The organism is Lentibacillus songyuanensis (genome assembly GCF_039548255.1).
Classification (GTDB): Bacteria; Bacillota; Bacilli; order Bacillales; family Amphibacillaceae; genus Lentibacillus_C; species Lentibacillus_C songyuanensis.
The window spans coordinates 149,852-166,759 of sequence record NZ_JBCLVH010000008.1 but is presented as its reverse complement, the minus strand read 5'-3'; the positions used below and the strand labels follow the sequence as shown (position 1 = coordinate 166,759).

15 protein-coding genes and 2 other annotated features are annotated in these 16,908 nt (G+C 42.2%); of the genes, 6 read left to right on the top strand and 9 right to left on the bottom strand.

What is annotated here, in order from left to right; translation table 11 throughout:
* Position 1: 1 nt before the first annotated feature.
* Genes trpD through trpE form a run of 3 tightly spaced genes read right to left on the bottom strand, consistent with a single transcriptional unit; the run spans position 2 to position 2,988 of the window.
* The gene (trpD, locus tag WMZ97_RS10460; protein ID WP_343272027.1) at positions 2 to 1,027 is read right to left on the bottom strand and encodes an anthranilate phosphoribosyltransferase; all 1,026 of its coding nucleotides are present in this window, start codon (positions 1,025 to 1,027) and stop codon (positions 2 to 4) included.
* Positions 1,011 to 1,607, bottom strand: coding sequence for an anthranilate synthase component II (locus WMZ97_RS10455; RefSeq protein ID WP_343272026.1), 597 nt, complete (start codon positions 1,605 to 1,607; stop codon positions 1,011 to 1,013). The genes trpD and WMZ97_RS10455 overlap by 17 nt, the downstream gene beginning before the upstream one ends.
* On the bottom strand, positions 1,591 to 2,988 hold the full coding sequence (gene trpE, locus WMZ97_RS10450) for an anthranilate synthase component I (protein WP_343272025.1): 1,398 nt from the start codon (positions 2,986 to 2,988) through the stop codon (positions 1,591 to 1,593). Before trpE ends, WMZ97_RS10455 begins: the two co-directional genes overlap by 17 nt.
* Positions 2,989 to 3,047: 59 nt before the next feature.
* Positions 3,048 to 3,327: a binding site (T-box leader), on the bottom strand.
* A gap of 41 nt (positions 3,328 to 3,368) precedes the next feature.
* Positions 3,369 to 3,612 (bottom strand) — a binding site (T-box leader).
* Between the two features lie 182 nt (positions 3,613 to 3,794).
* Here trpE and ddlA point away from each other — a divergent pair.
* Positions 3,795 to 4,901, top strand: coding sequence for a D-alanine--D-alanine ligase (gene ddlA / locus WMZ97_RS10445; RefSeq protein WP_343272024.1), 1,107 nt, complete (start codon positions 3,795 to 3,797; stop codon positions 4,899 to 4,901).
* 62 nt (positions 4,902 to 4,963) lie between these two features.
* Here the strand turns inward: ddlA and WMZ97_RS10440 are convergent, their stop codons facing one another.
* Together WMZ97_RS10440 and WMZ97_RS10435 are read right to left on the bottom strand one after the other, a co-directional pair.
* Positions 4,964 to 5,638, bottom strand: coding sequence for an HAD family hydrolase (locus tag WMZ97_RS10440; protein ID WP_343272023.1), 675 nt, complete (start codon positions 5,636 to 5,638; stop codon positions 4,964 to 4,966).
* Positions 5,639 to 5,781: 143 nt separating this feature from the next.
* Positions 5,782 to 6,342: a nitroreductase family protein gene (locus WMZ97_RS10435; RefSeq protein WP_343272022.1), complete on the bottom strand. Its 561-nt coding sequence runs from the start codon at positions 6,340 to 6,342 to the stop codon at positions 5,782 to 5,784.
* Between the two features lie 233 nt (positions 6,343 to 6,575).
* Between WMZ97_RS10435 and WMZ97_RS10430 the strand changes: the two genes are divergently transcribed.
* From WMZ97_RS10430 to WMZ97_RS10415, 4 genes are all read left to right on the top strand, one after another.
* Entirely contained in the window at positions 6,576 to 6,866 is a 291-nt protein-coding gene (locus tag WMZ97_RS10430) for a cupin domain-containing protein (RefSeq protein ID WP_343272021.1), read from the top strand.
* A 72-nt stretch (positions 6,867 to 6,938) separates the two neighbouring features.
* Positions 6,939 to 7,391: a nucleoside deaminase gene (locus WMZ97_RS10425; protein WP_343272020.1), complete on the top strand. Its 453-nt coding sequence runs from the start codon at positions 6,939 to 6,941 to the stop codon at positions 7,389 to 7,391.
* A gap of 369 nt (positions 7,392 to 7,760) precedes the next feature.
* Entirely contained in the window at positions 7,761 to 9,569 is a 1,809-nt protein-coding gene (abc-f, locus tag WMZ97_RS10420) for a ribosomal protection-like ABC-F family protein (RefSeq protein WP_343272019.1), read from the top strand.
* A 354-nt stretch (positions 9,570 to 9,923) separates the two neighbouring features.
* Positions 9,924 to 10,376 (top strand): DUF2269 family protein, encoded by a 453-nt coding sequence (locus WMZ97_RS10415; protein ID WP_343272018.1) that lies wholly within the window; start codon positions 9,924 to 9,926, stop codon positions 10,374 to 10,376.
* A gap of 55 nt (positions 10,377 to 10,431) precedes the next feature.
* Here WMZ97_RS10415 and WMZ97_RS10410 read toward each other — a convergent pair whose 3' ends face one another.
* Both WMZ97_RS10410 and pfkB read right to left on the bottom strand, forming a co-directional pair.
* Entirely contained in the window at positions 10,432 to 12,330 is a 1,899-nt protein-coding gene (locus WMZ97_RS10410) for a PTS fructose transporter subunit IIABC (RefSeq protein WP_343272017.1), read from the bottom strand.
* Between the two features lie 5 nt (positions 12,331 to 12,335).
* A complete protein-coding gene (pfkB, locus tag WMZ97_RS10405) occupies positions 12,336 to 13,259 on the bottom strand; it encodes a 1-phosphofructokinase (RefSeq protein WP_343272016.1) in 924 nt (307 codons plus the stop codon).
* 201 nt (positions 13,260 to 13,460) lie between these two features.
* On the opposite strand from pfkB, the gene WMZ97_RS10400 reads away from it, so the two are divergent.
* Positions 13,461 to 13,991 (top strand): HD domain-containing protein, encoded by a 531-nt coding sequence (locus WMZ97_RS10400; RefSeq protein WP_343272015.1) that lies wholly within the window; start codon positions 13,461 to 13,463, stop codon positions 13,989 to 13,991.
* Positions 13,992 to 14,101: 110 nt separating this feature from the next.
* Here the strand turns inward: WMZ97_RS10400 and WMZ97_RS10395 are convergent, their stop codons facing one another.
* On the bottom strand, positions 14,102 to 15,079 hold the full coding sequence (locus tag WMZ97_RS10395; protein ID WP_343272014.1) for a M15 family metallopeptidase: 978 nt from the start codon (positions 15,077 to 15,079) through the stop codon (positions 14,102 to 14,104).
* 529 nt (positions 15,080 to 15,608) lie between these two features.
* The gene (pepT, locus tag WMZ97_RS10390) at positions 15,609 to 16,835 is read right to left on the bottom strand and encodes a peptidase T (RefSeq protein WP_343272013.1); all 1,227 of its coding nucleotides are present in this window, start codon (positions 16,833 to 16,835) and stop codon (positions 15,609 to 15,611) included.
* Positions 16,836 to 16,908 lie beyond the last annotated feature (73 nt).

Genomic DNA, 16,908 nt, shown 5'->3' with positions numbered 1-16,908 from the left:
CTTATATCGCCTCGCTTAGAACTTTTTTACTGTATGCTATTAAATTGTTCAGTTTTTCCATGGCTGCTCCGGATAGGATGCTTTCTCTTGCCATTGCGACTCCTTCTTTGATGTTTGTTGCGGTACCATTTGCGTATAGGCCAAGTCCGGCATTGAGCAAAACAGTATCAAGATGGGCGCCGGGACTCCCTTTTAATACATTTAACAAGATTTCGGCATTTTGCTTGGCGTCACCACCACGGATATCCTCGATTGGATAAACAGGTAAATCAACTTCGGATGGATGCAGGGTAAAGGAGGCAATCTCTCCATTATCAAGTAACGTAATATGGTTTTCTCCGGCAAGTGATGCCTCATCCATATATCCCGCACCATTGATGACGATTGCGCGGCGACGCCCAAGTTTTCCTAACGTTTCACCCATCATTGGCAGTACGTCCCGTCGATTTACACCGAGTAACTGGGTGTCTAAGTTTACCGGATTCGTTAATGGACCAATCAAATTGAAAATCGTTGGAATCCGTAAATCCTTTCGTACCTTCATTAATTGCTTGATTCTTGGGTGTACGTGTGGTGCATAGATAAAGGCAATTTTATTTTCGTGTAATATCTCTTCCATCTGTTCCTTAGATAACTCCAGGGAAACGCCTAAAATTTCCAGAACATCTGCGCTTCCCGTTTTACTGGAGATACTTCGGTTACCATGTTTAGCAACGGTTACTCCTGCTCCGGCAATGACGAATGCCGCAGTGGTACTAATATTAAAACTATTGGATCCGTCCCCGCCTGTGCCACAGTTACACATTGCGTCCGGAATGGTGTTTGTCAGTTGAGCCGAATTTTCACGAATGATTTGTGCCAGGCCGGCTATTTCATCGGCAGTTTCGCCTTTTGCCCGTAATCCAAGCAGGAAGGCGCCGATCTCACTTTCAGAGACGGTATCGGTGAAACATTCAGTGGCAGCCTGTGTCATTTCATCAAACGTTAAATCCTGTTTATTGGCTAATTTCTCAAGATAGTATTTCATAGTTAATCGCTCCAATCTCATCTAAAAAGTTTCGAATGATTTTTTTTCCTGTATTTGTTCCAATCGATTCAGGATGGAACTGAACGCCATATACCGGATATTGCCGATGTTTAATGGCCATAATTTCATTGTCATCTAAGGAGGTTGCGGTAACTTCCAGCTCCGGTGGATGACACTCGGGATCTATAACGAAAGAATGATACCGCATGACCTCCAGTGGCTGGGTTAGATAACTGAACAGTCCTAACCCATTATGGGTAATACGAGATGTTTTGCCATGCTTGATTACGTTTGCCGGTTTGATGGTTGCCCCAAGTGCGGCACCGATGATCTGATGCCCCAAACAAACGCCTAATATGGGCAGTTTTTGATAAAAAGTTTGCACGATCTCGATGCAACGGCCAGCATGAAGCGGTAAGCCTGGTCCTGGCGAAATGATAATAGCTTCCGGCTGTAATGCTTCGATCTCGGAAATGCGAATGGCATCATTTCGAACCACCTTAACTTCGGCATTCTCCTCGGAAAAATATTGATAAAGGTTATACGTAAATGAATCGTAATTATCAATGAGTAAGATCATATTGGGTCACCTCCATTAATGAACGTGCTTTGCGGAGTGTTTCTTCAAATTCTTTCTCCGGTATCGAATCATAAACAATTCCGGCGCCGGCCTGCAAGTAGGCTTTTTGATCTTTAATGATCAGCGAACGAATGGCCAGGGCAATATTTAAATCGTGGTTAAAACTGATATAACCAATCCCGCCAGCATAGGGACCGCGTTTTGTTTCTTCCAATTCATTGATAATTTGCATGGCGCGGATTTTTGGAGCGCCGGAAACGGTTCCTGCAGGGAGGGAGGACCGTAGTGCGTCGATACTGGAAATCCCTTGCTTCAACTGCCCGTGCACCTCCGAAACGATATGCATCACATGCTGATATTTTTCAATGGTCATGTATATTGGCGTGGTGATACTGCCAATCTCACATACCCGGCCAAGATCATTTCTGCTTAGGTCAACCAGCATTTGATGTTCGGCAAGCTCTTTCTCATCTGACAGGAGGTCTGCTTCAAGCATCGTTTCCTCCTGATCTGTTTGCCCGCGTCCCCGTGTGCCAGCAATTGGGTTAGCGATTACGTGTCGCCCGCTCGTTTGGATAAGACTTTCCGGTGATGCGCCTAATACAAGATAATCGGCAAAATCAATATAAAACATATAAGGTGAGGCATTGGCTTTTCGTAGTTTGCGATAGAATGATAATGGATTGCCGTCAAAGTCTGCCTGCATGCGTTGTGATAGTACTACTTGAAAAATATCACCTTGCTTGATTCGCTCTTTTGCCGTTTCGACCTTCTCCATGAACGCGTCTTTGGTGGTTTCCGGTAGAAAGGTAACTGGATTCATGTTGTCTGATGTCGGGATTTCCGCTGTACTTGTTAGTGCCTGCTGCAACTTGTCAAGCCGAGCATCCAGCATTGCTTCTGATTGCTGTTCCAGGTTGATGGCCACCAAATAAACTGTTTCGCTTGTGTGTTCATAGACGATAACATCCTGGTAAAGCATCAAATGCACATCCGGCATTTCCTGATCATCCGTTAGTGGTTTGCCGATATCCTCGACCTGGCGAATCGCATCATAGCCGATATAGCCAATCGCACCTCCGTAAAATGGGAAGGGGAGGTCCAATTCTATTTTGGGTAAGTGGTTTTGCACGTACTGTAAAGGTTCCTCAGCATATTCGATTTGTGTTCCTTTATCATGATCGGTCAGGGTTGTGTGATCTCCGTGACCAATAATTTCCTGATACGGGTTCACACCTATAAAGGAAAACTTTCCTTTTTGTTCATGCTCAAAAGAACTCTCGAGCAAGAACTTTTTCTGACCGGTTAAACGGCTAAAGATAGTGATCGGTGTTAATGTATCAGCATTTTGTTTAATTACTTTATAGGGTAAGGTTGTCATTTCGAAACTCCTTTTTAAGGTAATAAAAAAGTCCTCTATAAAGACAGTTCATTGTCTTTATAGAGGACGATTGTGACCGTGGTGCCACCTCTGTTGAAAACTGATTTATTTCAGCTTTCATCTCTGTTTAGATACGGGATACAACAGCCCTCTGACCTCTGATGCTGCTATCCGATATCCTATCCGTGTAACGGCGGAGCACCGTGTTTCCCTACTGTAATGTTTCAGGAAACCTCTCGTAAGGCCATTCAGCTTTGCTAAGCGTACTGGAATCCCACCATCACCAGCTCTCTTTCACGCTTGTGCACAAAACGTACTCTTCTTACTCGACGATTTTTTTATATAAATGTTTTTGGGTACACAAAAAGGTCCCTCAATCCGAAAAGGACGAGGAACCCGTGGTACCACCTTTATTAGCTGCAAACAGCTCACTTTGGCAATATCAAGTAAATTACTTAATATTTGTCTCTTGTAACGATGAGACGTTCGCCAAAGCCTACTGCAATTATGGTTCGGTTTGGAAGTTCAGAAGTCCATTCATCTAACCAACACCACTGGTTTACACCAACCACCAGCTCTCTAGAAGTGCTTAGAAAGATTACTACTCTTCATCATCACTGTTCGTAAATTTAATTATTGATATTAATCATAGGGGAGCAGTGGGGAAATGTCAAGGGAGAATTTCAAAAAGATTCCCCTCTTACAAGTGGGATTAGCTGGAAGGAAAGTTTTACTGTATTATCCAAGCTATTTTATGCTATTTTAGTTATATATGACTTTTTTAAAAGAAGGAGTTTAGTCTAATAATGACAAAGAAAAAAGTGGGAATTATTTTTGGTGGAAAGTCTGCCGAGCATGAGGTGTCCTTGCAATCAGCGAAAAACATTGTTGATGCGATTGATAAAGATAAATATGATGTCGTGTTACTTGGGATTGACAAACAAGGGAAATGGCATTTGAATGATCAATCTTCTTACTTACTACATGCAGAAAATCCGAAGCTTATTCAATTAAATAAATCAAATGATAATGTGGCTATTGTCCCGGGGGAAAGCGGAAAACAGTTGATTCATGCGACTAATGCTTCTACTTTGGAGCAGCTTGATGTCGTCTTTCCAATTGTCCATGGAACGCTAGGGGAGGATGGCAGTTTGCAGGGCATGATGCGCATTGCTAATCTGCCATTTGTCGGGGCAAGTGTGTTGGGATCTTCCGTCTGTATGGATAAAGAAATCGCTAAGCGCCTTTTGGAATCTGCTGGTATCAACGTGGCGAAAGGATTAGTCTTTAAAAGGTCTAAGAAAGATAACATTGATTATGAAGATATCGTTGCTCAATTAGGGACACCGATGTTTATCAAACCTGCAAACCAAGGATCATCGGTTGGGGTTAGTAAGGTGGCCACGAAGGAAGAGTTTGCCGCAGGTCTTGAGTCTGCTTTTCAATACGATCATAAAGTAATTATTGAAGAAAGTCTGGTTGGCCGGGAAATCGAATGCTCGGTACTTGGAAATAGTGATCCAATCGCTTCTTTACCCGGGGAAATCTTACCAAATACAGAATTTTACTCGTACGAATCGAAATATATTGATGAAACAGGTGCAGAACTGGCAATCCCAGCATCACTGTCTGACAGTGTGGTTGAAAAGGTCCAACAAACTGCCATTAAAGCTTTCGAGACCCTACAGTGTGAAGGACTTGCCCGTGTAGACTTTTTCTTAACGGAACAAGGGGAAGTCTACGTCAATGAAGTGAATACATTACCTGGATTTACACGTATCAGCATGTATCCGAAATTATGGGAAGTGAGCGGTATTTCTTATTCGGAGTTAATCGACCGGTTGATTCAATTAGCGATCGAACGTTATGAAAATGACAAAATGTTGAAAAGTGCTGTTTGGGATGAGGAATAGAATCGTTAAGAAAAAATGTCTAGCAAATTCGGCTGTTTGCTAGACATTTTTTATGATCAAATCTATAACATTACTGGCCAGTTCTTCTTTGCAGCGATTTCCTTCATTGTCCCATTTGGATTTACAATAACAGGCCGGTTGGCAAACTCAAATAAGGGGATATCACTTTTACTATCAGCATAGGCCCAGATGTCCTCCGCCGCTTCAGCTGTTATTGTTCCATCTTGTTTTGCCTTTTCTAACCAAGCTTGTACCTTCTTTACCTTTTCTTGACCATTGATTACTGTGCCAACGTCTGTACAAATGTCTTGGTCATCAAATAATAATTGGGTACTGATGATTGGAACGTCCAAACCAATCTCTCTGGTAAAAACTTCTAAAAAGGGTGTAAACGCTCCTGAGACGACAATTACAGCATCCCCATTCTGTTGATGGTTTTTCACCGTTGTTACAAGCTCCTGATTGATTTTATGCTTGCCAACTTTAACTAGTTTCTGGAAAAAATCATTCAGTGCCTGCTTGGATTCTCCTCGGAATCCCCCAGCAAAGGCGCGGAAAAACTGCAATTTAAACGTATCTTTACCTTTTGAAAGACCTACAGTAACGGCCTTGCCAATCCCTTTAAAGGTGGTTTTCCATTGCTCGGTCGTGAATTCTTTCATTGCTACTTTTACCATTACCTTAAAGGAATCACCTGTAAATAGGGTACCATCGAAGTCTACTGTTATCACTGCCATCTTCATCACCTCTATTATCTATTCTAGGCGCATTGATGCGAGAAGTAAAAGAAATGATACAAAAATTCTGGACATATGATGCAACTTTGTTTAAACAAAATTACCATACATGAATTGTTAACATATATGGTATCAATTTACAATTATCCCCCAAACGTCGAAAACTTTTCCACCACTGGAATTCTATCTTTCTGGGCTGGTTCTTCGTCAAAATAACCAAGATGCAGCAGTCCAACAATCTTTTCATCATCACCAACGTTTAGGATCTCTTTCATTTTTGAATCATAAATATGCGGGTTCGTTTTCCACACCACGCCAAGTTGTTTTTCCCATGCCAATAGCCAGAAGTTCTGAATCATGCAAGCAGTCGCGCCGAAGTTTTCATCATATTGTTTTGGTATGTCCGGTACTTGCATAATGACCGCCAGATAAGCGTTTGGCTCATTTAAGTATTCCTCGCGATTGGCTTGTTTTTCTTCTGGGTACGTTGCGGCGACCTGTTTAGCAAAGCTTGGTTTATGCTCCTGATCAATAAAAATAAAACGCCATGGCTGTCTTAGCCCGTGCGTTGGTGCCCAAATTGCATCTTCCAACAAATCCAATACGGCTTCCTGCGTAACAGGTTTATCATTATAGCCTTTCTTAACGGCACGTCGTTCACGAATCACATCTGCAATGGATGTTCGTTCTTTTGTTTCTTCCAACCAATATCTCTCCTTTACAGCTTGTATGTGTACTGATAATCGTTATCAATTCAAAGTGTACCCGAAAAGGGAGTCGAAATCAATGGCAGGCAATTTTAACGGTGCCCTATATCAAAGTGTGATGGTCATCACGTTATAGTTGGGATGACTTCGTTATACTATGAAGTGAAACGTATCCTGTTGAACGAAGGAAAAAATGAATGGCAACCATAATTAGAAGGGGAGTGTCATATATGGAACTTTTCTCTGTGTTACATGACGTTGTAAAACCCGTAGAGGCGAAAAGAGTCTTTCGCGATAATGAACGTGAAATTATGCACATCAAGCTAAAGGAAGGCGAAATTATTAAGGAGCATGACTCGCCAAAACATGTGTTTATTTTTGTGCAAAATGGTGCTGTGGAATTTACTGTTAATCAGGAAGCACATGTTATCAACGCAGAAACTATTTTGCATATGGAACCCAAGGAACGGCATGCATTAAAGGCATTAAGTGATGTTTCGATTCTAGTAATGAAATGTTAAAAAAGCTCGGAATGAAACTATTATTGTGACATGGTAACATGCGGTTGACGAGTAGGTAAGGAGGAAGGGTTGATGGACAAATTTATGGAACGGGCTATCGAATTAGCAGTAGAAAATGTGAAAGAAGGCGGACAGCCATTTGGAGCTGTTTTGGTGAAGAATGGGCACCTTGTGGCAGAAGGCGTGAATGAACTGCATAAGCGGTTTGATGTGAGTGCACATGCCGAGGTAATGGCTATTAGACATGCCCAGAAAAAAATGCATACGACTGTTTTGGACGGGTACACCATGTATGCTAGTGGAGAACCTTGCCCGATGTGTTTTGCTGCCATGAGTTTTGCTGGAATTGATCAAATCTATTTTTGTCATTCAGTTGACGATGCGGAGGAAGCAGGTTTGGGGAAATCCAAGGAAATTTATGAAGATTTGCGAAAAGATAAAGAGGAGCGTTCGATTAAGATAGCGCAAATCTTGTTAGCGAATGGGCAAGAGGATCCAATGAAACGTTGGCAAGAACAGGCTTAGCTTTCCGGAAGACTATTGACAATGTAAAGGCGCATCGGTATGATAAAAGCAACGATTAAATGAAGGAGGTTTATCCTGCAATGAAGTAAACCCACGATTATTCCAATTAGTCTTGAGAATAGTTCTAAGACGAACGTTTCTGTCTGAATGAAACGAATGGGATACGTGTGTGTACTTGCGGGATAACCTATGAATGAGCCAAATCGAATAATGGGTTCGTTCTGTTGTTGGCTATCCAAACGAGACGGATGGTGCAGGTTTATGCGCTGCATTTTTCTTGTTGTTAACGTGTACCCCATAGTTACATTTTATTTCATTCACAGGACAGAAGCCTGTGTTTTTTTATGCTTGAATAATGGGGGTATGGATATGTTTGTGTTAAAAGCGAAAGGACTTCGCAAAGAATGGAACGGCCAAACACTATTTGAAAATATTGATCTGGAAATTAGAAAAGGGGAGCATGTTGCTCTATTCGGTCAAAATGGTTCGGGGAAAACCACCTTGCTCAATGGATTGCTTAACCGGATAAGTTTTGATTCCGGCGACATACAACGAATGATCCCGCTTGATCAATGGGGTGTGCTGGAACAAGATCCTATTGTCGATACTTCCATGACGGTGATGGAATATGTACAAACAGCAGATGCCAAACGCTATCGGTTGAAGCTGGAACTGGAGCGACTTCAACCACAGTTGATAAATCCAACGCCCGACTTAATGAAGCAATACAATCATGTGTATAATCAGTTTTTAGCGGTGGATGGTTATCAGCTGGAACCAGAGGCTGAAAAATGCCTGCGCGATGTAAAGTTAGCCGTCTCAACGTGGGATGGTTCTTTTCAGCAATTAAGCGGAGGTCAGAAAACACGCGCACAGTTAGCACGGCTGATGATGCAACACCCGGATTTTATCATCATGGATGAGCCAACGAATCACTTGGATCAGGAGACAATGATATGGCTGGAAAATTGGTTGCATCATTTCACAGGAGCGGTTTTATTCGTCTCCCATGATCGGCATTTTTTGGATCAAACAGCCGATCAAATTTTCGAGCTTAATTCAGAGGAATTAAAATGCTATGTTGGTGGGTATACAGATTACCGTCAGCAGAAAGCACTGGAGCTGCGGACACAGGAAACACTTTATCGAAAGCAGAAGAAAAAACGGGAAGAATTGCTGCAAACAATCGCGCGTTATCAAAAATGGTTTCATCAGGCGCATCGTGCTGCGGGGCAAGATGATTTCTTCAGGTCGAAGGCGAAGAAGAACGTTTCCCGATTTAAAGCCAAGGAAAAGGAATTGGAACGCTTGGAGGCCAATCAGGTGCAACAGCCGCAAGCGGATAAACCGTTAAACGTTAATCTGGAGGATAGCGGATTTTCAGCAAAAAGGCTATTGCATATCGAAAATATGGATTTTGCGTATGCAGAAGCGGGATGGCTATTTTCTGATCTTACCACGTCCATTTACAAGGGGGACCGGCTGGCGGTGATTGGCCCGAATGGCTCGGGGAAATCCACGCTGCTGAAACTGATGGTAGGAAAATTGCAACCGACAAAGGGTGCGGTAAACTATAATCCGCAAACGAAAATTGGCTATTTTGCGCAAGAACTGGAAAACCTCGATCTGAACAAGACAATCCTTGATAGTATGCTGGAATTACCGGAAATGACCCAATCCGAAGCACGTACCATCCTGGGATGTTTTCTATTTTCTCGGGAAACCGTTTTTAAGCCAATCAATAACCTTAGTATGGGTGAAAAATGCCGGGTTGCATTTCTCCATTTGTATTTCAGTAACGCGAATCTGCTTGTCCTTGATGAGCCAACGAACTTTTTGGATGTCGATACGAAAGAAATAATCGAAGACGTGCTGGTTTCCTATCCAGGCGCAATTATTCTCGTTTCCCATGACAGGTATCTGGTTAAAAAGGTGGCCAATCGATTTATTGAACTTGGCAAGGGTGACATGATTGATTACCATGGCGAATATGATTCATTTGTAGAGCATAAAGAAATGCAAGGACAGGATCATCTGAAACAAAACGATATACGGGAATTGGAGCTTCAACTGACTCGATTGATGGCTATGGATACCGTGGATAATGAAGTGGACCAGGGAAGAGTGCTTGAAACGATAAAGCAGTTGAAGCAGAAACTTCGTGAGCTTAAGCAATAGGTGGGCAACAGAACGGCCGTTTCGGGGAAGCGCTGACCCGATTCGGTGAAGCTCCGGCCGTTTCGAGCAAGCTCCAGCCCGATTCGGTGAAGCCCCCGCCCGTTTTCTGCCAAGTGAATGGGCACCTTTTTCCACCAAAAAGTGGGAATCGCTGATAAAAGTAATAAAACCGCGATAAGTTTTCTCCATGCCGGTCCAAATCCAAAAGTGACAGGTAAAAGCAAGCACCATAACTCCAAGACACAAATCCGTTGCAAAATAAAATAAAAATGTGTTACATGTCACAGCAAGATGCCCCCCTAAATGATGTATGATGATACTATAGTGATATTTTGGTAGCTGGGGGTTGGTTGCATGACATTTTATATGGTTCTTGTCTTTATTCATGTTTTTTCTGCCATATTGGGGATGGGGCCTGGTTTTGTGATGATATATGTTGTCACTCAAGCAAAAACAATGACCGAATTACGGCACGCATATGCAATTCGTAATCGTCTGCATATATTTGTAATGGTTGGGGGGATGTTATTGCTGATTACTGGATTGTGGATGGGGGCATTAAATCCGTATCTATTTCATGCAGGCTGGTATGTTGCCAGTTTAATTCTTTTTCTTATCGCGCTTGGTTTTGGTCCAACTGTTCTATCACCAAGGTCAAGACCGATCAAAGCTTTATTGAAAAGTCATAGTGGGGACGATATCCCGGATGAATACTACGTCTTAGCAAAGAAATTGTTCTTTTACGAACGAATGGAAAACGTGATTTTTTTAATTGTTATTGCATTAATGATCACAAAACCGTTTTGACATAGATCAAAGGAGCTTTGTCAGCTATGCAACAAAGCTTCTTTGTATAACGTTTCTATACTGTTTTGGGTTGAATATTTTTTTTCAACAAGCCAGCAATTAACGCGGTAATAATGGATCCAATAATGATGGCAGCGAGATAGAGCATGATTTTACCGATTCCGCCTCCTATAAGTCCAATCACAAAAATTCCCCCATGTGGAGCTGGCAAGCCAATGTGAAACAGCATGGACAAGCCGCCAGTGACAGCTGCACCGATCATCGCTGACGGAATAACCCGAGCTGGATCTGCCGCGGCAAATGGAATGACACCCTCCGTGATAAAACAGGCACCAAGAGCGTATGCTGTTTTTCCGGCTTCCCGCTCTTGTTTGGTAAACCGCTTCCTAAATAATGTGGTTGCCAGCGCCATGCCCAGTGGCGGGACCATTCCAGCGGCCATTACAGTTGCCATAAATGTATAATTATGGGCATCCAGCATTGCAATCCCAAATGTATAAGCAGCTTTGTTAACCGGACCACCTAAATCCAATGCCATCATTGCACCTAGAATGATACCAACGAGAATTTGATTTGTTCCACTCATACTTTCCAGGAATGATGTCAGTCCTGTGTAAATTTTTGTTAAGGGCGGGTTGATCACCATCATGATGCAGCCGCTGATCGCGATACTGAACAATGGATAAAATAACACGGGTTTTAGCCCTTCCAATGCATCTGGTAATTTTTCGAATGCTTTTTTGACCAGTAATGTCATATAACCTGCCAGGAAACCAGCAATCAGTCCGCCGAGAAAACCTGATCCGCCTTCCGCTCCTTGGGCACCTGTGACAGTGGTGGCAATTAACCCGCTTATCATCCCTGGTGCAAAACCTGGGCGATCAGCGATACTGGAAGCAATGAACCCAGCCAGCACAGGTACCATGAGAAAGAATGCTTTTCCACTGCCAATCGTATGGATCATGTAAGCAAATACATTATATTCCGAACTATCGGGTTCAGCGGCATGAATGCCCCAGAAAAAAGAGATAGCAATTAAAATCCCGCCGCCAACAACGAATGGCAGCATGTTGGAAACGCCGTTCATGAGATGTTTATAAAAACCGCCCCGCTGTTGGGTGTCCTGGATTTTTGTCTTTCCTTTTTCACCCTCGTAAATCGGGGCCTCCTGGTGAATAGCTCGATTCAGCAGATCTTTTGCCTCGTGGATCGCTTTACCGACGCCTGTTTCGATGACAGGCTTTCCGCTGAACCGCTCCATTTCTACCTTGGTATCTGCTGCAACAATAATGGTATCGGCATTCGCAATTTCCTGATCGGTCAAGCGGTTTTTGATCCCGCTTGAGCCATTCGTTTCCACTTTAAGGCGAATTCCCATTTCCTTGGCAGTCTCTTCTAATTTTTCTGCGGCCATGTATGTATGCGCAATTCCAGTAGGGCAGGCTGTTACAGCTAAAATGGTACTAGTCGATTTTTCTGTTTCATCCGATTTATCCATTTCGGCTTCTTTGGCATTCACCGCCGCTAAAATAGCTGCTTTGCTTGTGGCTCGATACATCTTTTCTTGAAATTTTGGATCCATTAGAAAGGTTGCCAATCGGGATAATGCTTTTAGATGGGCATTGTTCGCATCTTCATTGGCAGCAATCATAAAGAACAGGTGTGTTGGTTGTCCATCAAGCGAATCAAAGTCAATCCCTGCTGATGAGCGGCCAAATGCAATGGCAGGAGTTTTTACTGCTGCTGATTTGGCGTGGGGGATTGCAATTCCTTCGCTAATTCCGGTTGTACTTTGTTTTTCTCGCTCTATGATGTTTTTCAAAAATGTATCTTTGTCATTTAGTCTGCCGGCACGTGCCAGTTGATCGGCTAATTCAGCCAACACGTCTGATTTAGATGTTGCCTGCAAATCTAATGTGATCGTATCTTCCGTTAACAAATCGGTGACATTCATATTCTTCACATCCTATCTTTGAACGGAGTAATTTCTACTTTGTCTAATAGCTTCATCACATCTTCCTTGATGCATAGGTCTGGTTGAAAAGCTGTTGCACTACCGCTTGCCACACCAAAACGAAATGCCTGTATAGGATCATGATGCTGAATAAAGGAAGTTATGAAACCAGCAACAAGTGAATCACCAGCACCAACTGTATTGACAACATGCCCGTTTGGAGCTTTGGCAATGATGGTTTCATTTTCACTTACATAAATCGCTCCATCTCCTCCCATGGAGACAATCACATGCTTTATTCCAGTTTCGGTAAGCTGTTTAGCAAGCTTGCATGCCTGAGCAGTACTAGTTACAGTTGTATGAAATAGCTCGCCTAATTCATCTATATTTGGTTTTATGAAAAAGGGTCTGGCGTTGATTAATTTTTTCAATGCTGGTCCCGATGTATCAAGTACAAATCGAGCCCCTTTTTGCATACATGCCTCAGCAATACTTTGATAAAAATCGGGGGAGATCTTATTTGGTAGACTTCCTGCTAAAACAAACCAATCCCCTTGGTTTAAGTCATTTAATTTAGTTCGTAATTGGTTTTGTTGATTAACTGTTATATGGGGTCCCGGTCCATTTAATTCCGATTCCATATCTGCTTTAATTTTTACATTGATTCTGGTTATTTCTGATGTTTGAACAAAATTTGTTTGAATTCCTTCCTGCTTGAGAAATTTGGTTATATATTCCCCGGTAAATCCACCCGTAAAACCTAATGCGACACTAGCTTCACCGAGTCGCTTTAACACACGAGACACGTTGATTCCTTTTCCACCGGGATAGTAGTAGACTTCTTGAGTGCGATTTAATGCGCCAGCACAAAATTCAGGAAGGTAAACGGTGTAATCAATGGATGGAGTAAGGCTACATGTATAAATCATGTTCGTTGCCACCTTTCCTGTTGTCTTGTTTAGTATAACCAGATGCATACTTCTAAACGATTATTGAAACCTATCATACAATAGGAAAGAATAATCGTAAATGTTTAGCTAAACGAATTTCAGGTAATTATATATTGCAATATTGCTTGTTGCGTGCTATTGTTTAAAACACTATATTTAAAAGAAAGGAGACGTATATGTATGGGAAGAATTACATTGGAACAAATTTTTAACCACCCAATTGCTCAAAAATATGTGAAACGCTCAGGTGTCGCCCACGCTATAGCAGTTGCTGAACACGCGTTTCATTTTGCTTGTACGTATGGTGTTGATCCAGATTTAGCGACCAAAGCTGCGTTGTTGCACGATGTGGGACATTACACATGGTACCGGAATGGGGAATGGGATTACGAGTTGTATCGTGAAAATGATATTCATGCGATCAAGGGTGCAAGCCGTGCCCATAAGTTGTTAATCAGAATTGGCGAGGATCGTCATGCAGCGAAGGAAATTGCGATTGCGATTTTACTGCACACGGATTCCTACTTACCTGAAGGCAGCTTTGAATTAAAACCCCTGCAATATGTTGTGGCGCTTGCTGATGAAGCGGATGAAGAAGATGGCGGGAATCATCATTACCGGAAAATGGGGGATGCGGAAAGCCTAGAACGGCTTCGGGCATTAGATCTTCGGGTTGACCAGTATCGAAAAGGCAAAGAAAATATTGTTTAAAAACAGCTAATTACCTGTAATCAGGAATTAGCTGTTATTTATATTGCTGCATATGCTTTTCTCAACGGAAAATTCTGCTGAATATATGCTACATCTGTCTTGAACGAACATTATGCAGCCCCAAGATATTCTTCAAGTGTTATGTGTTTTTCATAGATTACTTTGGCAACATCTTTTCCCACATAACGAATATGCCATGGTTCGTATTGGTATTCTGTAATGTTTACTTTGTCTTTGGGATAACGGATGATAAACCCGTATTTGTGAGCATTATCCTTTAGCCATTTGCCCTCGTCAGTGTCTGCGAATGATTCTGTTATATCATAATTGATATCCGGACTGGTTACATCAATGGCAAGTCCCGATTGGTGTTCACTTTCTCCAGGCTGTGCACTATATTTAGTGGCAGCAGCTTTGCCATCTTCCGCAACATATGCATCAAATACCGATTGTTGCCGGTCATAAGAGCGGTAACCGGATTGTCCAAATAAGTTAATTCCAGCTTTATCACCGGCCGCAAACAGTTTTTCCAAGGCATGAGCTGCCTTTTTACGCATATACTTTTTGGGAATATCCTCTGTAAATGGAAACCGGACATTTGGGATAACTAAATCATCTGGCTCGTAATCAGCTGGTAATACATGGTGTTTATTCACAAGTACAAGCGTATCATTCGGGTTTGTCACGGTAATAGCTTTTTTGTTACTTGTTGTGATATTATCTTTGTAATACCCTTTACCAGGCTTCACTTTAAAGGTTCCGTTCAAAGCACGCTCCAGCCACTTTTTCGTATCTGCGTCATAAACCCCTGAGGCAGCTAAGCCTACCTGTTGTGATTGAAAATCTTTCATAGCCACCACAGTGTCGGTATCAAATGTGTCATTTTTAGATAAGGAATATCCAAGCTTCGTTAATACTTGTTTTAGTTCGGTTGTGTTTTTGCCCGTCGCTCCTTTGTGCAGTTCAGGATCAGGTAATACTACCTTCTTATCCACTCGTTTACTGGAAGCATCGTCTTTCGTACACGCCGTTAATATGAAAGTACCTGCAACGAAAACAGCTATCACAAGCAAAACCCTTTTAAACATTTGCATAAATCTCCTTTGAGGTACGGGGACGATTTCTTGTCCCACGAAAAATTTAACATGTATTATTATAGCATTTGAGTAGAAAAAACGTAATAAGAAATTTTAGATTGGATAACGGAATCGTTGACAGGTGCAGAAATTATGGACTTGTAACCTATTTTGACAATTAATGCTATTATTCTTTATTTCCCGGGAAATACTGACAATATTTTTGAGGATTTAGTAGTTTGAGTTGTATGTAATATGGTCATCATAAATGACCACCAAACTAACATGTAATTTGATGGTCGTTTATCCCGCCTTAACGAGCAGTAAGACCTCCACTTCAAGATTTTGAGGCAAAACGAAAAAAGATAAGTGGGGGTCAACTGCCCGTAAAGATCCGATTCTGTTCGGGCCTGCAGGACGCAGGTTACAAAGGCGTTGCAACAGGATGTTGTGAACTTAGCCTTTGTTCTCCTGGTTTCCGTGGGGAAGAAAGGGAACCCCCCCGCGGAATGAGCTTTCACTTTATGATGCAGGATTATTCTTATTTTTGTTCTTCAAACAGCCGGCAAATTTCCACAATTACTTTTGTCGCTTTTTCCATCGTGTTAACGGAAACATATTCAAATTTCCCGTGAAAGTTCTCCCCGCCGGCAAATAGATTAGGTGTAGGAAGTCCCTTGTAAGATAGCTGGGAACCGTCCGTGCCACCGCGGATTGGCTGGACGATCGGTTTGATATCCAGGTTCTCCATTGCCTGGTAGGCCACGTCAACAATTTCTTTGACAGGTTTAATCTTTTCGCCCATGTTGTAGTATTGATCCTTCATCTGCAAAACGACACTGTTCGATCCATATTTGTCTTTCATTGCTTGTACATTTGCTTCCATTGTTTCCTTGCGTTTGGCGAAGTTATCTTTGTCAAAATCACGGATGATGAAATAGACTTGCGTATTTTCTACATTCCCATTCACAGAGATTAAGTGGTAAAAACCCTCATAGTTTTCCGTGTGTTCCGGTGTTTCATTCTCTGGAAATTTACAAATAAATTCCGCTGCCATCCGCCCGGCATTTACCATTTTATCTTTAGCGGTGCCAGGGTGAACACTATTTCCATGAAAGGTTATCTTCGCTCCTGCCGCGTTAAAGCTCTCATATTGCAATTCGCCAAGTGGCCCTCCATCAACGGTATAGGCAAAATCAGCATTGAACCGGTCCACATCAAATTTATGCGGTCCTCGGCCAATTTCCTCATCAGGGGTAAAAGCAACGCGGATTTTACCATGTTTGATGTCCGGATGGTTAATCAAATATTCCATCGCTGTCATGATTTCCGTAATACCAGCCTTATCATCTGCTCCAAGCAAGGTTGTCCCGTCTGTTGTTATCAATGTTTGACCTTTGTAGCCCGGCAGTTCGGGGAAATCCTTTGCTGATAAGACAACATTTTCGTTAAGTTGAATGTCATTTCCATCAAATTTTTCGATAATTTGCGGATTGACGTTTTTCCCTGTAAAGTCAGTTGCTGTATCGACATGGGCAAGGAAACCGATGGTTGGGACATCCTTGTCCGAATTAGCAGGTAGGGTTGCCATCACATAACCATTTTCATCAATCGTTACTTCCACCATCCCGATTTGGCGCAATTCATTGACAAGCATATCGGCAAGCTCTAATTGCCCCGGAGTCGATGGTGTTGCGTCATTATCTTCCGTTGATTGGGTGTCAACTTTGATGTATGTAGTGAATCGTTTGATAAGTTCATCCTTCATGCAGATCATCTCCTTTTTTGATAATGTAAGCATATCACATGGGACGGAATTTTTCCCAATATGTTAAGCAGGA